Consider the following 19,401-nt stretch of genomic DNA (forward strand, 5'->3'; position numbering starts at 1 on the left):
ACTAACGAATGGCATCGTTTTTGTAATCGAGTACAAACTCGGTGCAAAGCAATTTGATCGCTCTAGCCTGAACCAAGTCTACGGATATGGCCTAGATCTCAAGCATTTTCACGAGACCAGTCATGGCCTGCCAATCGTTCCAATTTTGGTCGCCACCCATGCTCCGCACAATGATGAGCTAAATGTTCAGTGGGATGATGATGATCTAGCGCAGCCCTTGAGCGTCAATTCCACGGGTCTACTGCAAGCAATCCATCATTTACGTCTGATCCGCAATAGCTCCCCGATTCATGCATCTATATGGGAAGCTGGACGTTATCGTCCGACGCCCACCATCGTAGAAGCAGCTCAAGCCCTGTATCAAGGACATGCCGTCGAAGAAATTTCTCGCTCTGAAGCTGGGGCCGAAAATCTTACACTAACCGCAGAATATGTGGCTAACGCAATCGAGGCTGCCAAGCGGAACAAACGCAAGATTATCTGTTTCATAACAGGTGTTCCAGGCTCGGGCAAGACGCTAGCAGGCCTCAATCTCGCCACATCACGCCAGAGGGCTCATAGCGACGAACATGCTGTTTTTCTTTCGGGCAATGGCCCCTTGGTGGAGGTTTTGCGTGAGGCGCTGGCCTTGGATGCCGTGGCAAGAGCACGTGAAGTCGGCACCCGCTCCTCGAAGGTGCAAGAAGACCGCAGGGCAGCAGCCTTCATCCAAAACATCCATCATTTCCGCGACGACGCACTTGTCTCTAAAGAAGCTCCAGTGGAAAAGGTCGTCGTATTTGACGAGGCCCAGCGTGCGTGGAATGCTGAACAGACATCGAAGTTCATGCAGCAGAAGAAGGGCCAGCTCGGTTTTTCCATGTCTGAACCGGAATTTTTGCTTTCAGTGATGGATCGGCATCAGGACTGGTGCGCGATCATTTGCCTCGTGGGCAATGGCCAAGAGATTAACACCGGTGAGGCGGGCATTGAGGAGTGGCTCCACGCGCTGGCGAAAAGATTTCCACATTGGAAAACATACCTGCCCAACACTCTAGCCCATTCATGCCGGCTATCTGGAAGCGTCTCTGCACCCGCGTTGCATTTGGCCACTTCGATACGATCTTTCCGAGCTGAGCGCCTATCTGATTTTGTTGGCCACGTGATTGCAGGAGATGCACAATCCGCACATGGAGTTAGGAGCACGCTAGCTGACTTCCCTCTCTACATCACACGGGATCTTGATCGTGCACGACAGTGGCTTCGTTCCAAACGCCGCGGCAATGAACGGGCGGGTTTGTTAGCCTCGTCCAATGCCACCCGCCTAAAGCCGCATGGTGTGTTTGTAAAATCCAAGATAGAACCAGCCAAATGGTTCTTGGCTCCGAACGACGATGTACGCTCATCAAATGCGCTTGAAGATGCCGCCACTGAATTCGATATTCAGGGTTTGGAGTTGGACTGGACCTGCCTATGCTGGGACGCCAATTATCGGCGCGTGGGAGACCATTGGCAGGCCCTACAATTCAAGGGCACAAGGTGGCAAATTGTGAATGACGAAGAGCGCAAGGCTTATGTCGCTAATGCCTATCGCGTGCTGCTGACCCGCGGCAGACAAGGTATGGTGGTTTTCGTACCAGAAGGTTCTGACGAGGACGCGACTCGCCCGCCCACGGTTTACCAAGCTATCTATAACTTCCTGAAAGATTGTGGATTTGATGATCTGGAAGGATGAGTTCTGCGCTCGAATCGCAGTCTAACTAGCCGCTCGACATTGTTTAGAGACAAGCGAATTAATCGAGTTCTCCCGATACCATGCCGACTTTACTCATCCGGTTATGGTATTGATCGCAGTTCCTTCGCCGTGCCGGTCAGTCACCATGAAAATGCCATTGATAATAAAAACAACATCATCAATGGCATTTTTTATCTGACAGAATCAATCAGTTATAAAACTTGACTCATTCCCACTCAATCGTCGCCGGCGGTTTGCTCGACACATCGTAGGTCACACGGTTAATCCCGCGTACTTCATTGATGATCCGTGACGACACCTTCTTCAGCAGAGAATACGGAAGCTCGGCCCAATCGGCGGTCATGAAATCTGAAGTCTGTACGGCACGCAATGCCACCACATAATCGTAGGTGCGGCCGTCGCCCATGACGCCTACCGATTTGACAGGCAGGAATACGGCAAACGCCTGCGAGGTCAGGTCGTACCAGTTCTTGCCGCTGACAGGGTCTTCGGCGCGCCGGAGCTCTTCGATGAAGATGGCATCGGCCTTGCGCAGCAGTTCAGCGTACTCGTGCTTGACCTCGCCCAGGATGCGCACTCCAAGGCCTGGGCCGGGGAACGGATGGCGATAGACCATGGCAGGCGGCAGGCCCAGGGCGACACCCAACTTTCGAACTTCGTCCTTGAACAGCTCGCGCAACGGCTCGAGCAACTTCAGATTGAGCGTATCGGGCAGACCACCAACATTATGATGCGATTTGATGGCAACAGCCTTGCCCGTCTTGGCGCTGGCCGATTCGATCACGTCAGGGTAGATGGTGCCCTGGGCCAGCCAGCGGGCGTTGGCCAGTTTGCCGGCTTCGGCCTGGAATACTTCAACAAATTCCTTGCCAATGATCTTGCGCTTTTGTTCGGGGTCGGTGACGCCGGCCAGCTTGCTCATGAACTGTTCGGTGGCATCGATGTGGATGATCTTCATGCCGAAGTGATCACCAAAGGTGTTCATGACCTGCTCGGCTTCGTTCAGGCGCAAGAGCCCGTGATCAACAAATACGCAGGTCAATTGGTCGCCGATGGCCTTATGAATGAGCGCAGCCGCCACCGAAGAATCTACACCGCCCGACAGGCCCAATATGACTTCGTCGTCCCCAACCTGTTCACGTATGGCTGCCACGGCCTCTTCGACGTAGTCGGGCATGTTCCAGTCGCCTGCGCAGCCGCATATTTCGTGAACGAAACGCGAAAGCAAGGCCTGGCCTTGCGTGGTGTGTGTCACTTCGGGATGAAACTGTACGCCATAGAAGTTGCGCTCTTCGTCGGCCATGCCCGCAATGGGACACGAATCGGTCGAGGCCATCAGCTTGAAGCCGGGGGGCAGTTCGGTGACCTTGTCACCGTGACTCATCCACACTTTCAGCATGCCGTAACCCTCGGTGGTGCTGAAGTCTTCTATCCCTTCGAGCAGGCGGGTGTGGCCGCGGGCACGTACCTCGGCATAGCCGAATTCACGCTTGTCCGACCACTCTACCTTGCCGCCCAATTGTTGCGCCATGGCCTGCATGCCGTAACAAATGCCCAACACGGGAACGCCACGCTCGAACACCGCGGCAGGCACCGGCAACGAGCCATCACCGTAGGCCGATGCATGACTGCCCGACAGGATGATGCCACGCAGGTTCTGCTGTTCTTTGATAAAGCCGTCATCAACATCACCCGGATGAATTTCGCAATACACACCTGCTTCGCGCACGCGGCGTGCAATCAGCTGGGTGACCTGCGAGCCGTAATCTAGTATGAGGATCTTCTGATGCATGATGGCTGTCTTATTTGAAGCGCCACCCGAAGGTGGCGCAAGATGTGCTGAAAATGGTGAAGCCGACTCAGTCTGCCCGGTAGTTAGGCGCTTCCTTGGTGATCTGCACGTCGTGTACGTGCGATTCGCGTACGCCCGCCGCGGTGATTTCAACGAACTGAGCCTTGCTGCGCATTTCGCTGATGGTGCGGCATCCACAATAGCCCATCGAAGCACGGATGCCCCCAACAAGCTGGTAAATGATGGCGATGACACTGCCCTTATAGGGCACTCGGCCTTCGATACCTTCGGGCACAAGTTTGTCGGCGTTATTGGCCGGGTCCTGGAAGTAGCGATCGGCAGAGCCGTCTGTCATGGCGCCTACGCTGCCCATGCCGCGATACGACTTGTACGAACGACCCTGATACAGGACAACGTCGCCGGGGGCCTCTTCGGTACCCGCAAACATCCCACCCATCATGCAGGTGGAAGCACCGGCCGCCAGCGCTTTTGACACATCGCCCGAGTAGCGGATGCCACCGTCAGCAATAAGCGGAACACCAGTTCCTTCAAGTGCTTCGGCCACGTCGGAAATTGCCGTAATTTGGGGCACGCCTACACCTGCAACCACACGAGTGGTGCAGATGGACCCGGGGCCAATTCCAACCTTGACAGCATCAGCACCTGCCTCGACCAGAGCGCGGGCTGCCTCGGCTGTGGCAATGTTGCCGCCCACGACCTGAATGCGCGGGTAATTTTGCTTGACCCAGCGGACACGTTCGATAACCCCGGCCGAATGACCGTGTGCCGTATCGACCACCAGCACGTCGACACCCGCCGCAGCGAGTTTTTCGACACGCTCTTCGGTGCCTTCGCCCACGCCGACCGCGGCGCCAACGCGCAGCTGGCCCTGGGCATCTTTGCTGGCGATGGGGTGTTCGGTGTTCTTGACGATGTCCTTGACCGTGGCCAGGCCACGCAATTCGAAATTGCTGTTGACGATCAGCACACGCTCAAGACGGTGCTTGTGCATCAGCGCCTGGGCTTCATCAAGTGTTCCGCTTTCGTCCATGGTGACCAGGCGCTCTTGCGGTGTCATGATTTCGCGCAAGGGCACATCCAGGCGGTCTTCGAATCGCAAGTCGCGATTAGTGACTATGCCAACCAGCTTGCCGCCCTCGACAACAGGCAACCCGGAGATGCCATGCTGCCGCTGCAAGGCGATGGCGTCGCGCACCTTCATGGTGGGCGTGACAGTGACCGGGTCAATGACAATGCCGAACTCGTGGCGCTTGACGCGCGACACTTCGCGGGCCTGCTCGTCGGCGGTAAGATTTTTATGGATGATGCCAATACCGCCTTCCTGGGCCATGGCAATGGCCAGGCGCGCCTCGGTGACGGTGTCCATCGCCGCCGAGACCAGGGGAATATTTAGCGTGATATCGCGGGTGAACTGCGTAAGCAGAGAAGTGTCGCGAGGCAAGACCTCGGAATAGGCAGGAACCAACAACACATCGTCGAAGGTCAGTGCTTTTTTGATGAGCCGCATTCTCGAAAACTCCGTGCACAAAGCAAGATTATACGCTTATCCCAACCACACCCTGGCGTTGCGGAACATCCGCAACCATGGGCTGGCATCGCCTCCGCTGTCGCGGTCACCCCAGCGCTCGGGGTGCCATGACATCATTACATTACGCGTGACCCGCTCTGGGTGAGGCATCATCACGGTGAATCGTCCGTCGGCCGTCGTAACGCCGGCCAGGCCGTCCGGACTGCCGTTGGGATTGTATGGATACACCTCGGTGCGCTTTCCCTGGTTATCGACATAATGCAGGGCTGACGTGACGCGGCTCTGATCTCCCTGCAACTGGAAGTCCGCAAAGCCTTCACCGTGCGCCACGGCGATGGGCACGCGGGTTCCCGCCATGCCTGCCAAGAACAAGGACGGCGAATCTGCGATTTCAACCATTGAAAGCCGCGCCTCGTATTTCTCGGAAAGATTACGTGTAAAGCGAGGCCAGTGCGAAGCACCAGGAATCATGTCTGCCAGGGTCGCCATCATCTGGCACCCATTGCACACCCCAAGAGCAAACGTATCGGCCCGCTGGAAGTAAGTGGAAAACTGATCGGACAACCGGGGATTAAACCGGATGGTGCGCGCCCACCCTTCGCCTGCACCCAGGACATCGCCGTAGCTGAACCCCCCCACGGCAACCAAACCCTGCATGCTGTCCAGGGTGACGCGGCCCAAAAGCAGATCGGTCATGTGAACATCAACGGCTTCAAAGCCCGCCTTGTCAAAAGCCCACGCCATCTCGACCTGACTATTACACCCTTGCTCTCGCAGGATCGCCACACGGGGACGCTTGCCAGTGGCGATGAACGGTGCCGCAACATCTTCTTGCGGATCAAAGTTCACGACCGGCGAAAAACCCGGGTCCTCGGCGTTGGCCCATACATCGAACTCGGCCTGGGCACAAGCGGGATTGTCACGTAGCGCCATGATGCGGCGACTGACTTCGCTCCAATACTGTGCCAGCTCTACGCGCGGCTTGGCATAGATGCATTTGCCGTCACGGTATACCTGTATTTCGTCCGATTTATTGAGGCTGCCAATGACGTGAGAATGCACCGACAGGCCCGCTTCGCGCAGGGTTTGCATGACCACGTCACGCTGCGCGAGCGGCACCTGAATCACGGCGCCGGCCTCTTCCGCAAACAGCGCCTTCAGGCTTAGCTCGTCGCGCTGGACCGCTACCTGCTCCGGACGAATCTTGTAGTCGCCCCAATCTGCAGCGTGGGGGTCAATGGTAAGCATATCGATATTGATCGAAACGCCGACCCTGCCCGCGAATGCCATTTCAGCGACAGTCGCCAGCAGACCACCATCGGACCGGTCGTGATAAGCCAGTATGTGGCCTTTATCGGCCAGCTCACGAATTACCTTGAAGAACGAGACAAGCATCGCCGCGTCGTCGATGTCGGGCACGGCGTTCCCGGTTTGATTGAATGCCTGTGCCAGAACCGATCCACCCAGCCGGTGGCGGCCTTGCCCAAGATCGATCAGGATCAGCGTGGTATCGCCGGCATCCGTGCGAAGCTGAGGCGTGAGGGTCAAGCGAACATCGCCAACCGGCGCAAAGGCCGTGACAATCAACGAGACAGGCGAAATGACTTCGCGATCACCTTCCTCGTTCTGCCAAGTAGTGCGCATCGACAAGGAATCCTTGCCGACCGGTATCGAGAGCTCCAGGGCCTGACACCACTGGCTTACCGCTGAAACCGTGTCGTACAGCACGGCGTCCTGGCCATCTACCCCGCAAGCCGCCATCCAGTTGGCCGACAGCTTGATGTCCTTCAGCGAGCGCACGTCTGCCGCTACCAGGTTGGTCAGTGCTTCGGCAATGGCCATACGCCCCGAGGCGGGTCCGTCGATAACGGCCAGAGGGGTGCGTTCACCCATAGCCATGGCTTCGCCGCGCACACCTTCGTAATCGGCCAGCGTTACGGCTACGTCCGCCACAGGCACCTGCCAGGGGCCTACCATCTGGTCGCGGCTGGTCAGGCCCCCGACAGTCCGGTCTCCGATAGTGATGAGGAAGGTCTTGTTGGCGACAGTTGGATGGCGCAATACACGCTCGATGGCGTCGTCCAGTGAAATGCCCACAACGTCTACCGGCGCGTGTTCAAGCTGCACGCGTTTGACGTCGCGAGTCATGCGAGGCGGCTTGCCCAGAATGACATCGATGGGCACGTCCACCGGGCGTGGATCGTGTGGCGGTTGATCTGTGGGCGCTTGCTCGACACCCGGCAGGCCCTCGCCCAGCGTGACACGAAGCTGCCGTTCTTCTGTCGCCACCCCGACCACCGCATACGGACAACGCTCGCGGTCAGCAATGGCAGCGAATCGGTCCAGGTCCTGCGGCAAAATGGCCAGTACGTAGCGCTCCTGCGCTTCGTTGCTCCAGATCTCGGCCGCAGACATCCCGGACTCTTCCAGATGGACTTGGGTCAATTCAAAAATGGCGCCGCGGCCCGCATCGTTGACGAGCTCGGGAAACGCGTTCGAAAGCCCGCCTGCCCCGACGTCGTGGATAGCAATAATGGGGTTTTGTTCGCCCTGCTGCCAGCAACGATCAATGACCTCTTGGGCACGGCGCTCGATCTCGGGGTTCCCGCGCTGAACAGAATCAAAATCCAGCTCGGCGCTGTTGGCACCTACACTCATGCTCGAGGCCGCACCACCACCCATGCCAATTCTCATGCCTGGCCCGCCCAGTTGAACCAGCAATGCGCCCGGAGGAATAGGGTCTTTATGCGTCAGACGTTGATCAATCGACCCCAGGCCACCGGCGATCATGATGGGCTTGTGGTAGCCCCAGCGTGTACCCGCTGCCGTTTGCTCGTAACTACGGAAGTAGCCCAGCAGGTTCGGGCGCCCGAATTCGTTATTGAACGCCGCGCCTCCCAAGGGCCCGTCGATCATAATTTCGAGCGGCGACGCGATGCGGTCCGGCAAGCCGTGCGAATCACTTTCCCAAGGCTCGACAGCATCTGGAAAATTCAGGTTCGACACTGTAAAGCCAGTCAGGCCTGCTTTGGGCTTGGACCCACGCCCTGTGGCGCCTTCATCGCGAATTTCACCGCCGGCACCCGTTGCAGCACCCGGAAACGGAGCGATCGCCGTGGGATGGTTGTGCGTCTCGACCTTCATCAAGGTATGCATGACGACGTCGTGACCGGCGTACACCGCCCCGCCCTGCTCGCTCGACGCATCAGGCGCGCCGGCGTGAAAAATTCGTGTGGGGCCGCCAGCCATAATCGCAGCGTTGTCCGAATAGGCAACGATGGTGCCTTCGGGCTGGGCAGCGTGCGTTTCGCGGATCATGCCAAACAAGGTGTTGGGCTGCTGCACCCCGTCGATCACCCAGCTGGCGTTAAAGATCTTGTGCCGGCAATGTTCGCTATTGGCCTGGGCGAACATCATCAGTTCTACGTCGGTGGGATTGCGCCCAAGTTGGCGGAAAGACTGATCGAGGTATTCGATTTCGTCGTCAGAAAGTGCCAGTCCAAGATTGCGGTTGGCCTCTTCGAGCGCACGTACACCGGAACCCATGACGTCGATGATTTGCATGGCCTTGCCGGGCAAGGACGCAAACAGGGCAGCGCCGTCAAAACGCTCGTCAACGACGGTTTCGGTCATGCGGTCGTGCAAGCAGGCTGCAATCTTTTCGAGTTGGGCAGCATCAATGGTTTGCGCACCCAACAGGCCTCGCTTTGGCTTGATGGTGTAGCAAATGCCGCGCTCTATGCGCTTGACTTTTGCCAGGCCACAATTGTGCGCGATATCGGTAGCTTTACTGGCCCAAGGCGAAACCGTTCCGAGGCGTGGAATAACCCGCAGGGTCAGCGCGTGTCGATCTTCCTTGCCCGGAACAACTGGAACACCGTAATCCAGCAGCGTACCCAGCTTTTCGAGTTCGGCAGGGTCGAGGTCGCTGGCGAGCCAGGCAAAATGCTCGTATCGCCCCTGAATATCGGCAACTGGAAGATCCAGCTCGGCAAATTGTTTTAACAGTCGCTCGCGACGAAACGGCGACAGGACCAAGGAACCTGGAAAATGCTGGATGGAAGTCACGATCAGAGGGCGAAAATGGGGAAAAATAAGGGGAATCCCTTATTTTAACGGGTTCCGCCCAGCTCGGCTAAGATTCCGCCTCCGGGTAGTGAATCTCAAGAATATCCAGCTCGTCGATACCCGCCGGTGTGCGCAAGGTAACCGTGTCCCCCACCCTCGCCTTGGTAATGGCTCGCGCCACCGGCGAAATCCAGCTGATCCGCCCTTGTAAGGGTTCAGCCTCGTCCACGCCCACGATCGTGACGGTGAACTCTTCACCTTCCTTGTCGGAGTACACCACGGTCGCGCCGAAAAATATCTGATCCTTGTTCGGTTGCTGTGAGGGGTCGACAACTTCGGCAAGTTCCAGGCGCTTGGTCAAAAAGCGAATTCGCCGGTCGATTTCACGCAGGCGTTTCTTGCCATAGAGATAATCGCCGTTCTCCGAGCGGTCACCGTTTGATGCCGCCCACGAGACAACCTGCACTACCGATGGGCGCTCTTCGTTCATCAAGTGCTCGAGCTCAGCGCGCAGACGCGCATAGCCCTGGGTGGTCATGTAGTTTTTGGCCCCCGCCGGTAACGGCGGCGCCTCGGGACCAAGATCGTCGTCATCGTCGTGGTCCGACTCTTTGACAAAGGCTTTACTCATGGCTGTACAGAAAAGAAACTGGGTCGGCCGCAGCCGATGGTGGAACTCATTGGCCTATTCTAGCAATGCCGGCAGGAAGATCGAATTGCGGACAGCTTGCTATGCGCATGCTGCGGTCACTAAACAGGCTGGCGTCGCTCAGCGAGGCAGATAGCCCGCGTAATTGCCGCAGCATAATTCTTGTGTCTCGCACAATAATTAGCCGGCAACTCGACCACCGACGATGCCCTCCAGCAAATGGCAAACCGGTATGGCGGCAAGTTTGCTACTACCCGTATGACAGCCTGATGACGATCAAGAAATACGACGTCGATAGGAAACCGCATGCCTATTGTGTGAACCGCCATGCAAGGATTGATCCACAGCCCTTCGCTATCGCCAAGCCTTTGGCCCGCCAATAAACCCACAGCGCGACTCCAAACCGAGCTTGCCCTTCTCAAGCGTAACTCGGGCGCGCTTTCACGCGCCCTGCCAGTCATCGGCCAGGCGTCTTGCCTTTGATATGCGGCTGAAGCGCACTTTTCTGGCCGTACCTCCACGACTACATCGCCTCGAAAAGTTTGACAGCTATCGGAAACCCGATGATCAGGAAGGTACAGGGAAAAATGCAGCAAACTAAAGGAAACAGCATCTTGACAGGTGCCTCCAGTGCCAGCTTTTCGGCCCGCAGAAAACGTTCATTACGGCGCTGTTCCGATTGCGCGCGCAACATTGGCCCCAAGCTCATTCCCAACTGGTCGGCTTGCGCCAGTGCGGTGGCCAGTTGCCGGACTTCTGACAGGCCGGTGCGCTGGGCCCATCTGGACAAGGCTTCGTGTCTGACAACGCCGGTGCGCATATCTGCCAAAGCAAGGCGAAGTTCATCTCGCAGTGGGCCAGGCGGCCCATGCCGCGCCGCCTCGTGGAGAGCGCCTTGCAAGCTGAGCCCCGCTTCGACGCACAAAGTTGCCATGTCCAACATGAAGGGAAACTCCCTTCGCATCATGCGACGGCGTCGGTCTGCGAGGTCTGCCAGCTTGCGCCACGGCAACCAGGCGGCCAGTAGCGCAATGGCTGATACCGGCAACACCATTTGCACGAGTTCCAGTGCGAGCAACATTGCGACGCTCAAGCTACCCACTGCCCCGAAGGCGCCGGCCATCAGTTGCGTGGCCGCCAGATGCTCGGGCCTCCAGGATGCGGTCAGGCCTGCGTGCTGCACGCGTTGTTCGAATGCCTTTCGCGCGTGCCACGACAGCCAGGGAGAAACTGCTGATGCAAGCGCGTCGATCCAGGGCCAGATGAGGCGCATACCCCAGTGTCGCACATGCTCAGGAGCCCTCTTTGCCCCCTGAGCGGGTTTGATCAACACCCACATCACGCAACATAGAGACAGGCCGGCCAGGCCGCTACTCATCCAGAACAGCACCAGCCATCTCCTAGACCTGTATGTCGACAATTCGACGAATCAGAAAAATCCCGATCACTTCAAGTATTGCTATGACAGTCAGCACGATCCACCCGACGGACGAATGCCATAGATGAGCCATCGCATAAGGGTCGAGATGATTCAGTACAAGAGCCAGAGCCAGTGGCAGGCTGACCATGATCCAGGCCTGCAGCCGGCCTTGGGAAGTGAGCGCAGCCACGCGGGCCTTGAGCCGGGTACGGGCACGGATTGTCGTCGCAACACGCTCTAATGTTTCGGCGAGATTGCCTCCGTTATGCAGGGCTATGTTCAAAGAAGAGACAACCAGGCCGCTACCCTCACATGGCATGCGTTCGTATAGATTCAGCAGCGCCTGCGCGAATGGAACTCCCATGCGCTGCTCTCGAAGGACCAGGCCGAATTCCTGGGACAGGGGCGCCGGAGTTTCGGGGACGATGTGGCGCAGGGCAGTTTGAATGCTTGAACCTGCCTGCAGCGCCCCAGCCATCGCAAGCAACATATCGGGGAGCTGCTGTTCGAATTGCTCGCGACGCCTGCGCCGCAGGAATCGAAGCAGCCACCGGGGCGCAGTCAGCACAGCTGCTGCCCCGATTATCGCGATCGCCGGCGAGCCCGACAACACGTACGCCAACAAGAATATTCCACAACAAGAAAACAAATTGACCCGCCACAGGCTTGAAGGATCAAGGAACAGAAAAAACTCACCAAGACTGTTATGGGCGGTGTCAGTAAAGACATTCCGGTAGTGAGCCAGCCACAGCGGCAGCCAGCGCTGCAGCAACCAGATGAATATGGCAGCAGCGATCAAAGAGCACGCCAGAAAGAGCGCTATCATGCCGAACCCTGCCCGGCCATTGGCTCGAAGCTGGTTCTCGTACTATGGATTTCATATCGAAGCCCAAACATCGAAGCATCCAGATTCGCGAACCCGCCACCATCCCGCGCAAAGAAGTCGGGCATGACTCCGCAGCCGACAAATGCCGGAACGGGACCGGCCTCGTAAGAAAACAGTGGCTGAAGCTGAATACGGCCGCTTTCCATCCCGCAAACTTCAACGATGGCGTCGATGTAACGTCGACCGTCACTGGATCGCACCTGCTGAACGATCAGGTCTATGCTGGCCGCGATATGTTCGCGAACTGCCGCCAACGGAAGATCCATGCCGGCCATCAATATCATGGTTTCCAACCTGGCCAATGCATCGCGCGGACTGTTGGCGTGTAAAGTGGTCAAGGAACCCTCATGGCCGGTGTTCATGGCGGCCAGCATGTCAAACGCCTCGCCGCCACGACATTCGCCCACAACGATGCGGTCTGGCCGCATGCGCAGCGCGTTGCGCACCAGGTCGCGAATCTGAATGGCGCCCCGGCCTTCAAGATTGGGCGGACGTGCTTCGAGCGTTACCAGGTGCGCGTGATCGAGCTTCAGCTCGGCGGCATCCTCGATAGTAACGATTCGTTCACCCTCGGGTATGCAATTCGAGAGAACATTCAGCAAGGTGGTTTTGCCGGAGCCCGTCCCGCCGGACACAATGATGTTCTTGCGCTGCTTGACACAGACGGCAAGAAATTCGCGCATGAAAGGTGCCAGTGCGCCCACTTCAACAAGATCGTGCATGGAAGGGCGCCGTACGGGGAACTTGCGAATGGTCAGACTCGCCCCGCGTAGTGCGACGGGTGGAATCACCGCGTTCACTCTTGATCCGTCTTGAAGCCGTGCATCCACCATCGGCGAGCTCTCGTCTATACGACGGCCTAAAGGCGATATGATTCGTTCGATTACGCCCAGAACTGCCTGTTCGCTGCTGAATCCCGAAGGATGACGATGTATGCATCCGCCAGACTCGACGAAAATCTCGTCGTGCCGATTGACCATGATCTCGGTAATGGTGACATCAGCAAGCAGAGGCTCGAGCGGCCCCAGACCTACAGCTTCGTCAACGACCTCGGCCAGCAATGTTGAACGATCCATGTCGACGGGCAGATCGGGGTCGTTATGGATAATGTCAGTCATGACCTGGCAAGCTTCATTACGAAGCGCAGAGTCGCTTAGCATCACAACATCACGTCGCCGCAAATCCAGCGCTTTCAACAGTTCGCGCTGCAATCGCTTTCGATGAGGCAGTCGCCGATTCAGTTCGTCGAGTGCAGGAGGGTCTGCCGCGGAGGAATTTATTGCGCTGGTCGGACCCGCATCGTCGGCGACACTTTTGGCATTCAGAGCACCTTCGGTGCGGGACGGTGGATGACTTTCCTGACAGCGCCTCACTCGCATCAGACACGGACCAATGACAATTTCGTCTCCGGGTAATAGCGGCCCGTAATGACTGATTCTTCGTCCATTGACTGATGTGCCGCTAAGAGCACCCAGATCGTCAATGAATGGACCATCGGGACCCTGAGCTATCCGAGCATGGCGTTTGCCCACCCGCCAGGCCGCGACTTGCAAGCCGCATGCGGGCGAACGACCAATATCAAGCGGAAGCTCGACAGCACGTTGCTCGACGGTACCGTCCTCGTATTCGAGTTCAAGCTCTACCACGTCCGCCCTCCCTGAGTGGGTTCCTGTAACCATTGCGAGCCTGGCCCTGAATACGGATTCCAGCTCGGTGAACCATCTGCAATCGGCTTGGGAAGAGACTTGAGGTCTCGCACGGGCACATTAAGCACTTCGGGAGCACGAAACGTGTCTTGCAAGATTTCTCGGCCTTTCCTCACCCTTTCCTGCAGATCGGGATGATCGGCGGAGACGACAACCGGGGTGACGAATATTGCCAGCTCGGTTTCGGCATGCTGAAACTTCGTCGAACTGAACAGCCGACCCAGCACGGGCACGTCTCCGAGACCGGGAACCTTACTGACATTACGGGATTCATCGCGGGAAAGGAAGCCGGCCATTACCAGGGTCTGGCCGGAACGCACGTTGAACTCGGTTGACGCGCGTCGGGTCTTGAGTGATGGACCATTGGGCACCGATAGCGCACTATCGATAGAGCTGACCTCAACCTCGATATGTGACCGGACCGCCCCATTGCGTTCAATTTGTGGAGTGATTCGCAGCGAGACCCCATAGGGTTTGAATGCCGTATTTGTATTGCCGTTGGCATCTACGGTTGAATATGGCACCTCGCCGCCGGCCAGAAACTCGGCCGTCGCTCCGCTTCTTGCAAGCAGTTGGGGTTGTGCCAGCACAACCGCGGTACCCGTCTGCGCCATCGCATTGATGCGAGCGGACAGCAGGGTGTTGATTCCAAAATAGCCTGCCATGGGTGCAGCGATTCCGGGCACCGGCATCGGTGCCGCTTCAGCCCCGACTCCGGGGCGCTGATCCAGCCGCCGCGTTCCACCGTCCCATGCCAAGCCGGCAAACAGGCCACCATCTGTCTCGCCGTTCCAGCGCACACCAAGCTCTTGCAATTGGCTTCGAGGTACCTCTACCACCTGAACGTCCAGCAACACCATGCTGTCCCAGCCTATCTGACCCGTGAGGTCAAGCAGTTGAGGGTAGCGCTGCGCCAACTGGGCAAGCCGTTCACGATCGGAATCTGACAAGTCATCACCTTCCACGATGAGTTTGTCTCCGACACTCGTTACGCGTGTCTGTGGAATTCGCTCGAGTACAGCCCGCAACTCTTGCTGCATTCGCCGTGCCCCTTCCGGCGCTACCTCAACATCGTATCTGCGACGCATGCCATCCTCGGACCACACCTGGACGACCGTGGAACCCTCACCCCGTGCAAAGACGATGACTTCTTTTTCTTCTGTGGTGATGGCGTTGACTACCTTGCCGTCACCTACAGCAACCCGGGCCACATCCGGAATTGCAAGCACACGGACCTCTCCTACCTGCAAGGTAATAAACTCGCTTTCACCCCCCCAGACGTTTCCGGCGGCGACAGCGCTCAGACCAAGGAGAGCAATTCGAAGCCAGTGCAGCGCATAGTGTTTCCTTGCCATGCCATCCTCGTTAATCATCGGTCAGTCCAGCGTCGGTGATCTCCTCGCCGAGCTCGGTGCCTTGCATGGACTCCTGAGCGGCGAGCCAGGCACTGACAAGTGGAGGGACGTCGGGCAGATCAAACATGCCCGTCGTGGGCGCGACGTCGGAATTGGGGCGTAATCCCGCTAGTCGCCGTACAGGTCTATCACCGTAAATAACTGGCGCACGGCGTGGCGGCTGCGAGATCGGCGTGCCCTGCGATACCCCGATAAGGCTTGCCAGGTCGCCCCGCGAAGCGCGCTGCGTTGGAGTACCGTCATCTGAACGTCGCAGTAATGCTGTAAGAGAGCCGCTTTGTCTGGCCGCTACGAGCTTGATTGCATCTTCAGGAGCGGTATCAAGTGTGACGGTTGAGTACCCCTGCCCTTCGTGTCCGGCGCCGCCCTCGGTAGAGGTGCCGGTGGCCAGGACGAGCACACCTTGCAGTAATGGGGCCGTGATTCGCCTGCGCTGATAATCAAACGATACGTACAGATCAATCAGGTCACCGGGCTCAAGTAAGCCGGACGCGGAGTTGATGGCATCGATGGGCATGGTGATCGCACGCCTGCCCTCACCCAGTCTGGACGAAAATGGTGCACCCTTTTCGCTTGCCGCATGTATGGGCAGTAGTACGTCGCCGGCCCTCAGCGGTGCTCTAAGCAGGCGTCCGTCTATCGCAGCCAGACCTTCAGGAGACAGGCTGTCGCTTGATGTGACTTCAGCGGGAAAGCTGCGCACGGCCAAGTGTTCGGGCCGTAGTCGCACGCCGGCGGGCAGATCTCTAGCCGCAACAATACGTTGTACGGTCGGCACTTTGGCCCGAGCTTCAATTTGCTGGATACGACCTTGAATATGCTGGCGGGCTCCCCACATGGCGAGCATTCCGGCCACAAGCGCAATGCCAAGCATAATCGCGGACTGTCTATCAAATGGAAACCTCATGGGAACCCTCCCGAAACCTTTGACGGGGCCAATGAACGGCAACCAGGATTGGGGCGAACCAGCACACGCGCCCCGGCCACCGCCAAAGCTCAGCCTGACTGGCTGACAAAGACAAACGCTTCTGAACCTTTCACAACAGGGTTTACGTCGATACTTCGTGGATAGTCGCCGGCGCCAGGCTCATCATGGATCCACGAATGAGCGCCGGCCCGACTCCAGCCCGACCGTTGCAAATACAGGTCCATGGATCCAAGAAACGTGTCAAGAGATTGAACGGGACGGTGCACGCTCTGATTGACCGGGCGATTACCGATACGGGACGACTGCGCAAAAACCAAGCTGGCGTTATGTGTGAGCCACGGTGTCAAAACACCAGCGCTTCGCTCTTGGGGAATGCTTTTCACATCAAGCGGCAAGGCGGAGACCATGCCTTTTATCCGCCCCTGCCCAGAATCAAGTTGCGCCACCCAATGGCGGCCTCCGTGCACACCGGACAGCAAAATGCTGCCGGGCAACGTAGTAACGCGTTGGAAGTGACCACGGTGCCGCGCCATGAGGCGCGCCGCGTCCTCCAATGTCAAGTCAGCAGTGAATCCTCTAACCACAACAGGCACCCCGGAAACTTGCATTTCGATTGGCTCGTACCAAAGAAAAGATGGTGTCTTGGCGTGCGGAAACGACATTTCAGTGCTGGGGAGCGCGATGGCACTTTTTGCGGCAAGCAAAGACAAACCCGCCATGGCGAACGGAATGCCTCTTACTGCAAAGGCGAAGCGTTGCACCTGCTTGGCTGATCTGACCCGCTTCAGCATTCGGGTAACTCGAGAACTCGGTTTCATGGCTGATCTCCATAAAGGCGATGATGTTCGGGCACGACGTCGATCCAGGCACGCAACCATTCCTCAGCAGGCCTGGCCCTGCCCCAGCCCGCATCGACTGGGTTCATGACAGTTTGAATCTGATTCGCCAGGCGATACGAGTCGCTCGACGCATCACCCCACGCTCGCGCAGAATCACCCACGCGTTGCTGTGCATGTTCAGCGCTGGAAGCGTGACCCACGCCAGTCAGAATGGCGGTATGACGAACCAGTGTGGGATACGCCGCATCGAATTCTCGCAGCCCCGCTCCGAATAAACCTTCACGGGATACTCCATAGGTGCCGCGGGAGAAGAAGGCGACACTGGCCCGAGCATCGACAATGCCCTCGTCGGCAACAGACCATTGCTCGCGCAACACCTTGGTGTCCGCGCCCATCTGCCCGGGTTGTGCCAAAGGCGAAAGCTTCTCGTCGCGATTGATCTGAATAGCGAGCTGACGTTCGCTTTCGAGCAATAACCGGCCACGCCGATCGGACCATCGATGGTCCGGTGCCCCAAAGTAGTCATGCCAGATTGCACCGGGAGCCTGCGGCTGGGCCCGGGTCGTTGCGAAAGCCGCATACCGGCTCGCATGAGACGCCTGAAGCGCAATATCCTGGTAGCGGCCAAGCCAGGACACCGCTGTCAGGACAAGCATCAGAACTGCCAGGGTGATCATGGCTTCTACAACCGCCTGCCCATCTTGCAGCTGCGCCCGCCAACGGTCAGTCAGATTCATCTTGGCGACCCCTGTGTGGCGGAAACTGGTGAGAGGCGCGCCTGCCAGAACGGCTGGAACAGGTTCGGCAACTCGACACCACCATCTTGACGTTTGTCAGGTCGATAGAAATACGTTTCGGCGGCACTGCTTGTAGTGATCGGAATGCCTTCAGGACCCGTGCGACGCAGCATCGCACTGAACCTTAATACTTCGCCGGTTTCCTGAGCGCTCACGTCGTAAAAATTGGGTAAGCCCGCCGAGCTCCATCTTGACCTGTTTGCCCGAGCATGTGAGTTCGCAAGAGGATTGGCGTCGCCGGAAAAAATGTCCCAGCTGGTTGCTTCCTGTACCCACCGCCAAAAATCCTGGGAAGAGAAGTTTTCCGGCGGGTCATCGACGTGAGGGGCGTCAATGGTCTGAGACCTTGCGGTAGGAATCCAGCCCCATCCCATCGCATATTCGCGGAAGTAGCAACCAATCCATCGATTTGACCGCAGTGCATGAAAGGACTGCGTATCAATCGATTGCCATACACCCGCATCATCCAGCTGTGTCTGGCCGCGACGGCGCAGTTCATGCCGTCGCGTGGGACAACGCACCTGCACCGCCCATGGATTTCGCGCAGTGTGGTTGCGCGGGTCGAGAAAGGCGAAGCGCCCGGCGACCTGCCGAACAACGGGTGCGAGCATGGAGCGGCCGGAATGCAATCGCACGGATCCCGGCCAATCGTCGTGAGTTATTTCAAGTTGAAATGGAGCGCCATCATAGTGACGGGACAACACTTGGTTCATGGCAAGGTCGCGCGCAGCCTGCAAGCTGGAAACCAGGTCATGCTGCACGGTCCCAAGCACTGTGTGAACGATGTGATCATGCTCTGCATAGGCCCGCGCCAACTGCCCTGGCGATCTGACCAGGGAGTCAAGCCCTGAAGCGCGAGTCGATGCCGCATACGCAGAACCATGGGCAGTGCCAAACAGCATCGATATCAAGTATTTCGGGGGGTTCCCGACAGAAGCCTGACGAGACTGTGTGGCCCCCAGAGACGCCCAGCTTCCAAGCGTTACCAGATGTGCCATCGCTACCTGATGTGCAATCTGCGTCCGATTGAGCAAGGCAAGCATGTTCAACGCGCGTGCTTGTACAAGCGCCCCACTGTATGCAGCTGCATCGATTCCATGCAATTGACGGACTTTGGCAGCGACCATCTGCCCAGCCGCAAAATATCGGATCAGAACCAGTGATGCAACGGTGACAAGCAGGACTCCCCAGATCAGGGCCTGCCCTTGTTGAGATTGCGGAATCATTGTCCGACTCCGGCGTTACCGGTAAAGGACTGGAGAGTTTTTGTTTCGGTCTGCCCCACCGCCAATCCGGCAGCCGCCTGTGCCGCCTGACTTTGCGCGCTGCCGTCTTCTCCTGCCAGTTCGCGTGCCATGGCCGCCGTTTGAGAACGCACGACCTGCCCAAACAATTGATAAACAGCAATAGCTGCAACAGCGACCAAGGCGACGATGATGATGTATTCGGTCATACCCTGGCCACGCTGCCATACGCCCGCTTGCATGGTCCTCTCCTGTCAAGTCAAATCCGTAGACAAAGTTTGACTATCTGGCGACAGGGCCACAATTCGCACATACCGACACGGATCAATACGCGCGAATCTTTATTTACCGCTTACATCACGTGTGCCCGCTG

15 protein-coding genes are annotated in these 19,401 nt (G+C 57.8%); 1 reads left to right on the forward strand and 14 read right to left on the reverse strand.

The features are described from left to right. Nucleotides 1–1,714 (forward strand): DUF2075 domain-containing protein (locus tag Q1J88_RS08055; RefSeq protein ID WP_301117105.1); only part of this gene is annotated, 1,714 nt, incomplete at its 5' end. Nucleotides 1,715–1,940: 226 nt separating this feature from the next. Here the strand turns inward: Q1J88_RS08055 and guaA are convergent. The 14 genes from guaA to Q1J88_RS08125 form a co-directional block, all read right to left on the reverse strand. Further along, nucleotides 1,941–3,527, reverse strand: a complete 1,587-nt coding sequence (gene guaA, locus Q1J88_RS08060) for a glutamine-hydrolyzing GMP synthase (RefSeq protein ID WP_301117106.1) — start codon at nucleotides 3,525–3,527, stop codon at nucleotides 1,941–1,943. A 67-nt stretch (nucleotides 3,528–3,594) separates the two neighbouring features. Then, the gene (gene guaB / locus Q1J88_RS08065) at nucleotides 3,595–5,055 is read right to left on the reverse strand and encodes an IMP dehydrogenase (protein ID WP_301117107.1); all 1,461 of its coding nucleotides are present in this window, start codon (nucleotides 5,053–5,055) and stop codon (nucleotides 3,595–3,597) included. Between the two features lie 36 nt (nucleotides 5,056–5,091). Beyond that, nucleotides 5,092–9,144 carry a phosphoribosylformylglycinamidine synthase gene (purL, locus tag Q1J88_RS08070; protein WP_301117108.1) on the reverse strand — a complete coding sequence of 1,351 codons (4,053 nt, stop codon included), beginning with the start codon at nucleotides 9,142–9,144 and terminating at the stop codon, nucleotides 5,092–5,094. A gap of 67 nt (nucleotides 9,145–9,211) precedes the next feature. Continuing rightward, on the reverse strand, nucleotides 9,212–9,775 hold the full coding sequence (greB, locus tag Q1J88_RS08075) for a transcription elongation factor GreB (RefSeq protein ID WP_301117109.1): 564 nt from the start codon (nucleotides 9,773–9,775) through the stop codon (nucleotides 9,212–9,214). Between the two features lie 119 nt (nucleotides 9,776–9,894). Next, nucleotides 9,895–10,254: a DUF192 domain-containing protein gene (locus Q1J88_RS08080; RefSeq protein ID WP_301117110.1), complete on the reverse strand. Its 360-nt coding sequence runs from the start codon at nucleotides 10,252–10,254 to the stop codon at nucleotides 9,895–9,897. A gap of 62 nt (nucleotides 10,255–10,316) precedes the next feature. Further along, nucleotides 10,317–11,183 (reverse strand): type II secretion system F family protein, encoded by an 867-nt coding sequence (locus Q1J88_RS08085; RefSeq protein WP_301117111.1) that lies wholly within the window; start codon nucleotides 11,181–11,183, stop codon nucleotides 10,317–10,319. A gap of 10 nt (nucleotides 11,184–11,193) precedes the next feature. Next, the gene (locus tag Q1J88_RS08090) at nucleotides 11,194–12,039 is read right to left on the reverse strand and encodes a type II secretion system F family protein (protein ID WP_301117112.1); all 846 of its coding nucleotides are present in this window, start codon (nucleotides 12,037–12,039) and stop codon (nucleotides 11,194–11,196) included. Beyond that, nucleotides 12,036–13,778 (reverse strand): ATPase, T2SS/T4P/T4SS family, encoded by a 1,743-nt coding sequence (locus Q1J88_RS08095; RefSeq protein ID WP_301117113.1) that lies wholly within the window; start codon nucleotides 13,776–13,778, stop codon nucleotides 12,036–12,038. Before Q1J88_RS08095 ends, Q1J88_RS08090 begins: the two co-directional genes overlap by 4 nt. Then, entirely contained in the window at nucleotides 13,739–15,160 is a 1,422-nt protein-coding gene (locus tag Q1J88_RS08100) for a pilus assembly protein N-terminal domain-containing protein (protein WP_301117114.1), read from the reverse strand. The genes Q1J88_RS08095 and Q1J88_RS08100 overlap by 40 nt, the downstream gene beginning before the upstream one ends. Before the next feature lie 10 nt (nucleotides 15,161–15,170). Then, a complete protein-coding gene (gene cpaB, locus Q1J88_RS08105; protein WP_301117115.1) occupies nucleotides 15,171–16,127 on the reverse strand; it encodes a Flp pilus assembly protein CpaB in 957 nt (318 codons plus the stop codon). 89 nt (nucleotides 16,128–16,216) lie between these two features. Beyond that, the gene (locus Q1J88_RS08110) at nucleotides 16,217–16,966 is read right to left on the reverse strand and encodes a hypothetical protein (protein WP_301117116.1); all 750 of its coding nucleotides are present in this window, start codon (nucleotides 16,964–16,966) and stop codon (nucleotides 16,217–16,219) included. Beyond that, nucleotides 16,963–17,724 carry a TadE family protein gene (locus Q1J88_RS08115; RefSeq protein ID WP_301117117.1) on the reverse strand — a complete coding sequence of 254 codons (762 nt, stop codon included), beginning with the start codon at nucleotides 17,722–17,724 and terminating at the stop codon, nucleotides 16,963–16,965. The genes Q1J88_RS08110 and Q1J88_RS08115 overlap by 4 nt, the downstream gene beginning before the upstream one ends. After that, nucleotides 17,721–19,010: a hypothetical protein gene (locus Q1J88_RS08120; protein ID WP_301117118.1), complete on the reverse strand. Its 1,290-nt coding sequence runs from the start codon at nucleotides 19,008–19,010 to the stop codon at nucleotides 17,721–17,723. Before Q1J88_RS08120 ends, Q1J88_RS08115 begins: the two co-directional genes overlap by 4 nt. Then, nucleotides 19,007–19,270: a hypothetical protein gene (locus tag Q1J88_RS08125; protein WP_301117119.1), complete on the reverse strand. Its 264-nt coding sequence runs from the start codon at nucleotides 19,268–19,270 to the stop codon at nucleotides 19,007–19,009. Before Q1J88_RS08125 ends, Q1J88_RS08120 begins: the two co-directional genes overlap by 4 nt. Nucleotides 19,271–19,401 lie beyond the last annotated feature (131 nt).

Source organism: Pusillimonas sp. (assembly GCF_029263785.1).
Classification (GTDB): domain Bacteria; phylum Pseudomonadota; class Gammaproteobacteria; order Burkholderiales; family Burkholderiaceae_B; genus Pusillimonas.

Coding starts and splice junctions, on each gene's coding strand:
- guaA (WP_301117106.1), bottom strand. CDS start 3,527: ATGCATCAGAAGATCCTCATACTAGATTACGGCTCGCAGGTCACCCAG.
- guaB (WP_301117107.1), bottom strand. CDS start 5,055: ATGCGGCTCATCAAAAAAGCACTGACCTTCGACGATGTGTTGTTGGTT.
- greB (WP_301117109.1), bottom strand. CDS start 9,775: ATGAGTAAAGCCTTTGTCAAAGAGTCGGACCACGACGATGACGACGAT.
- Q1J88_RS08080 (WP_301117110.1), bottom strand. CDS start 10,254: ATGACTGGCAGGGCGCGTGAAAGCGCGCCCGAGTTACGCTTGAGAAGG.
- Q1J88_RS08090 (WP_301117112.1), bottom strand. CDS start 12,039: ATGATAGCGCTCTTTCTGGCGTGCTCTTTGATCGCTGCTGCCATATTC.
- Q1J88_RS08095 (WP_301117113.1), bottom strand. CDS start 13,778: ATGGTTACAGGAACCCACTCAGGGAGGGCGGACGTGGTAGAGCTTGAA.
- Q1J88_RS08100 (WP_301117114.1), bottom strand. CDS start 15,160: ATGGCAAGGAAACACTATGCGCTGCACTGGCTTCGAATTGCTCTCCTT.
- cpaB (WP_301117115.1), bottom strand. CDS start 16,127: ATGAGGTTTCCATTTGATAGACAGTCCGCGATTATGCTTGGCATTGCG.
- Q1J88_RS08110 (WP_301117116.1), bottom strand. CDS start 16,966: ATGAAACCGAGTTCTCGAGTTACCCGAATGCTGAAGCGGGTCAGATCA.
- Q1J88_RS08115 (WP_301117117.1), bottom strand. CDS start 17,724: ATGAATCTGACTGACCGTTGGCGGGCGCAGCTGCAAGATGGGCAGGCG.
- Q1J88_RS08120 (WP_301117118.1), bottom strand. CDS start 19,010: ATGATTCCGCAATCTCAACAAGGGCAGGCCCTGATCTGGGGAGTCCTG.
- Q1J88_RS08125 (WP_301117119.1), bottom strand. CDS start 19,270: ATGCAAGCGGGCGTATGGCAGCGTGGCCAGGGTATGACCGAATACATC.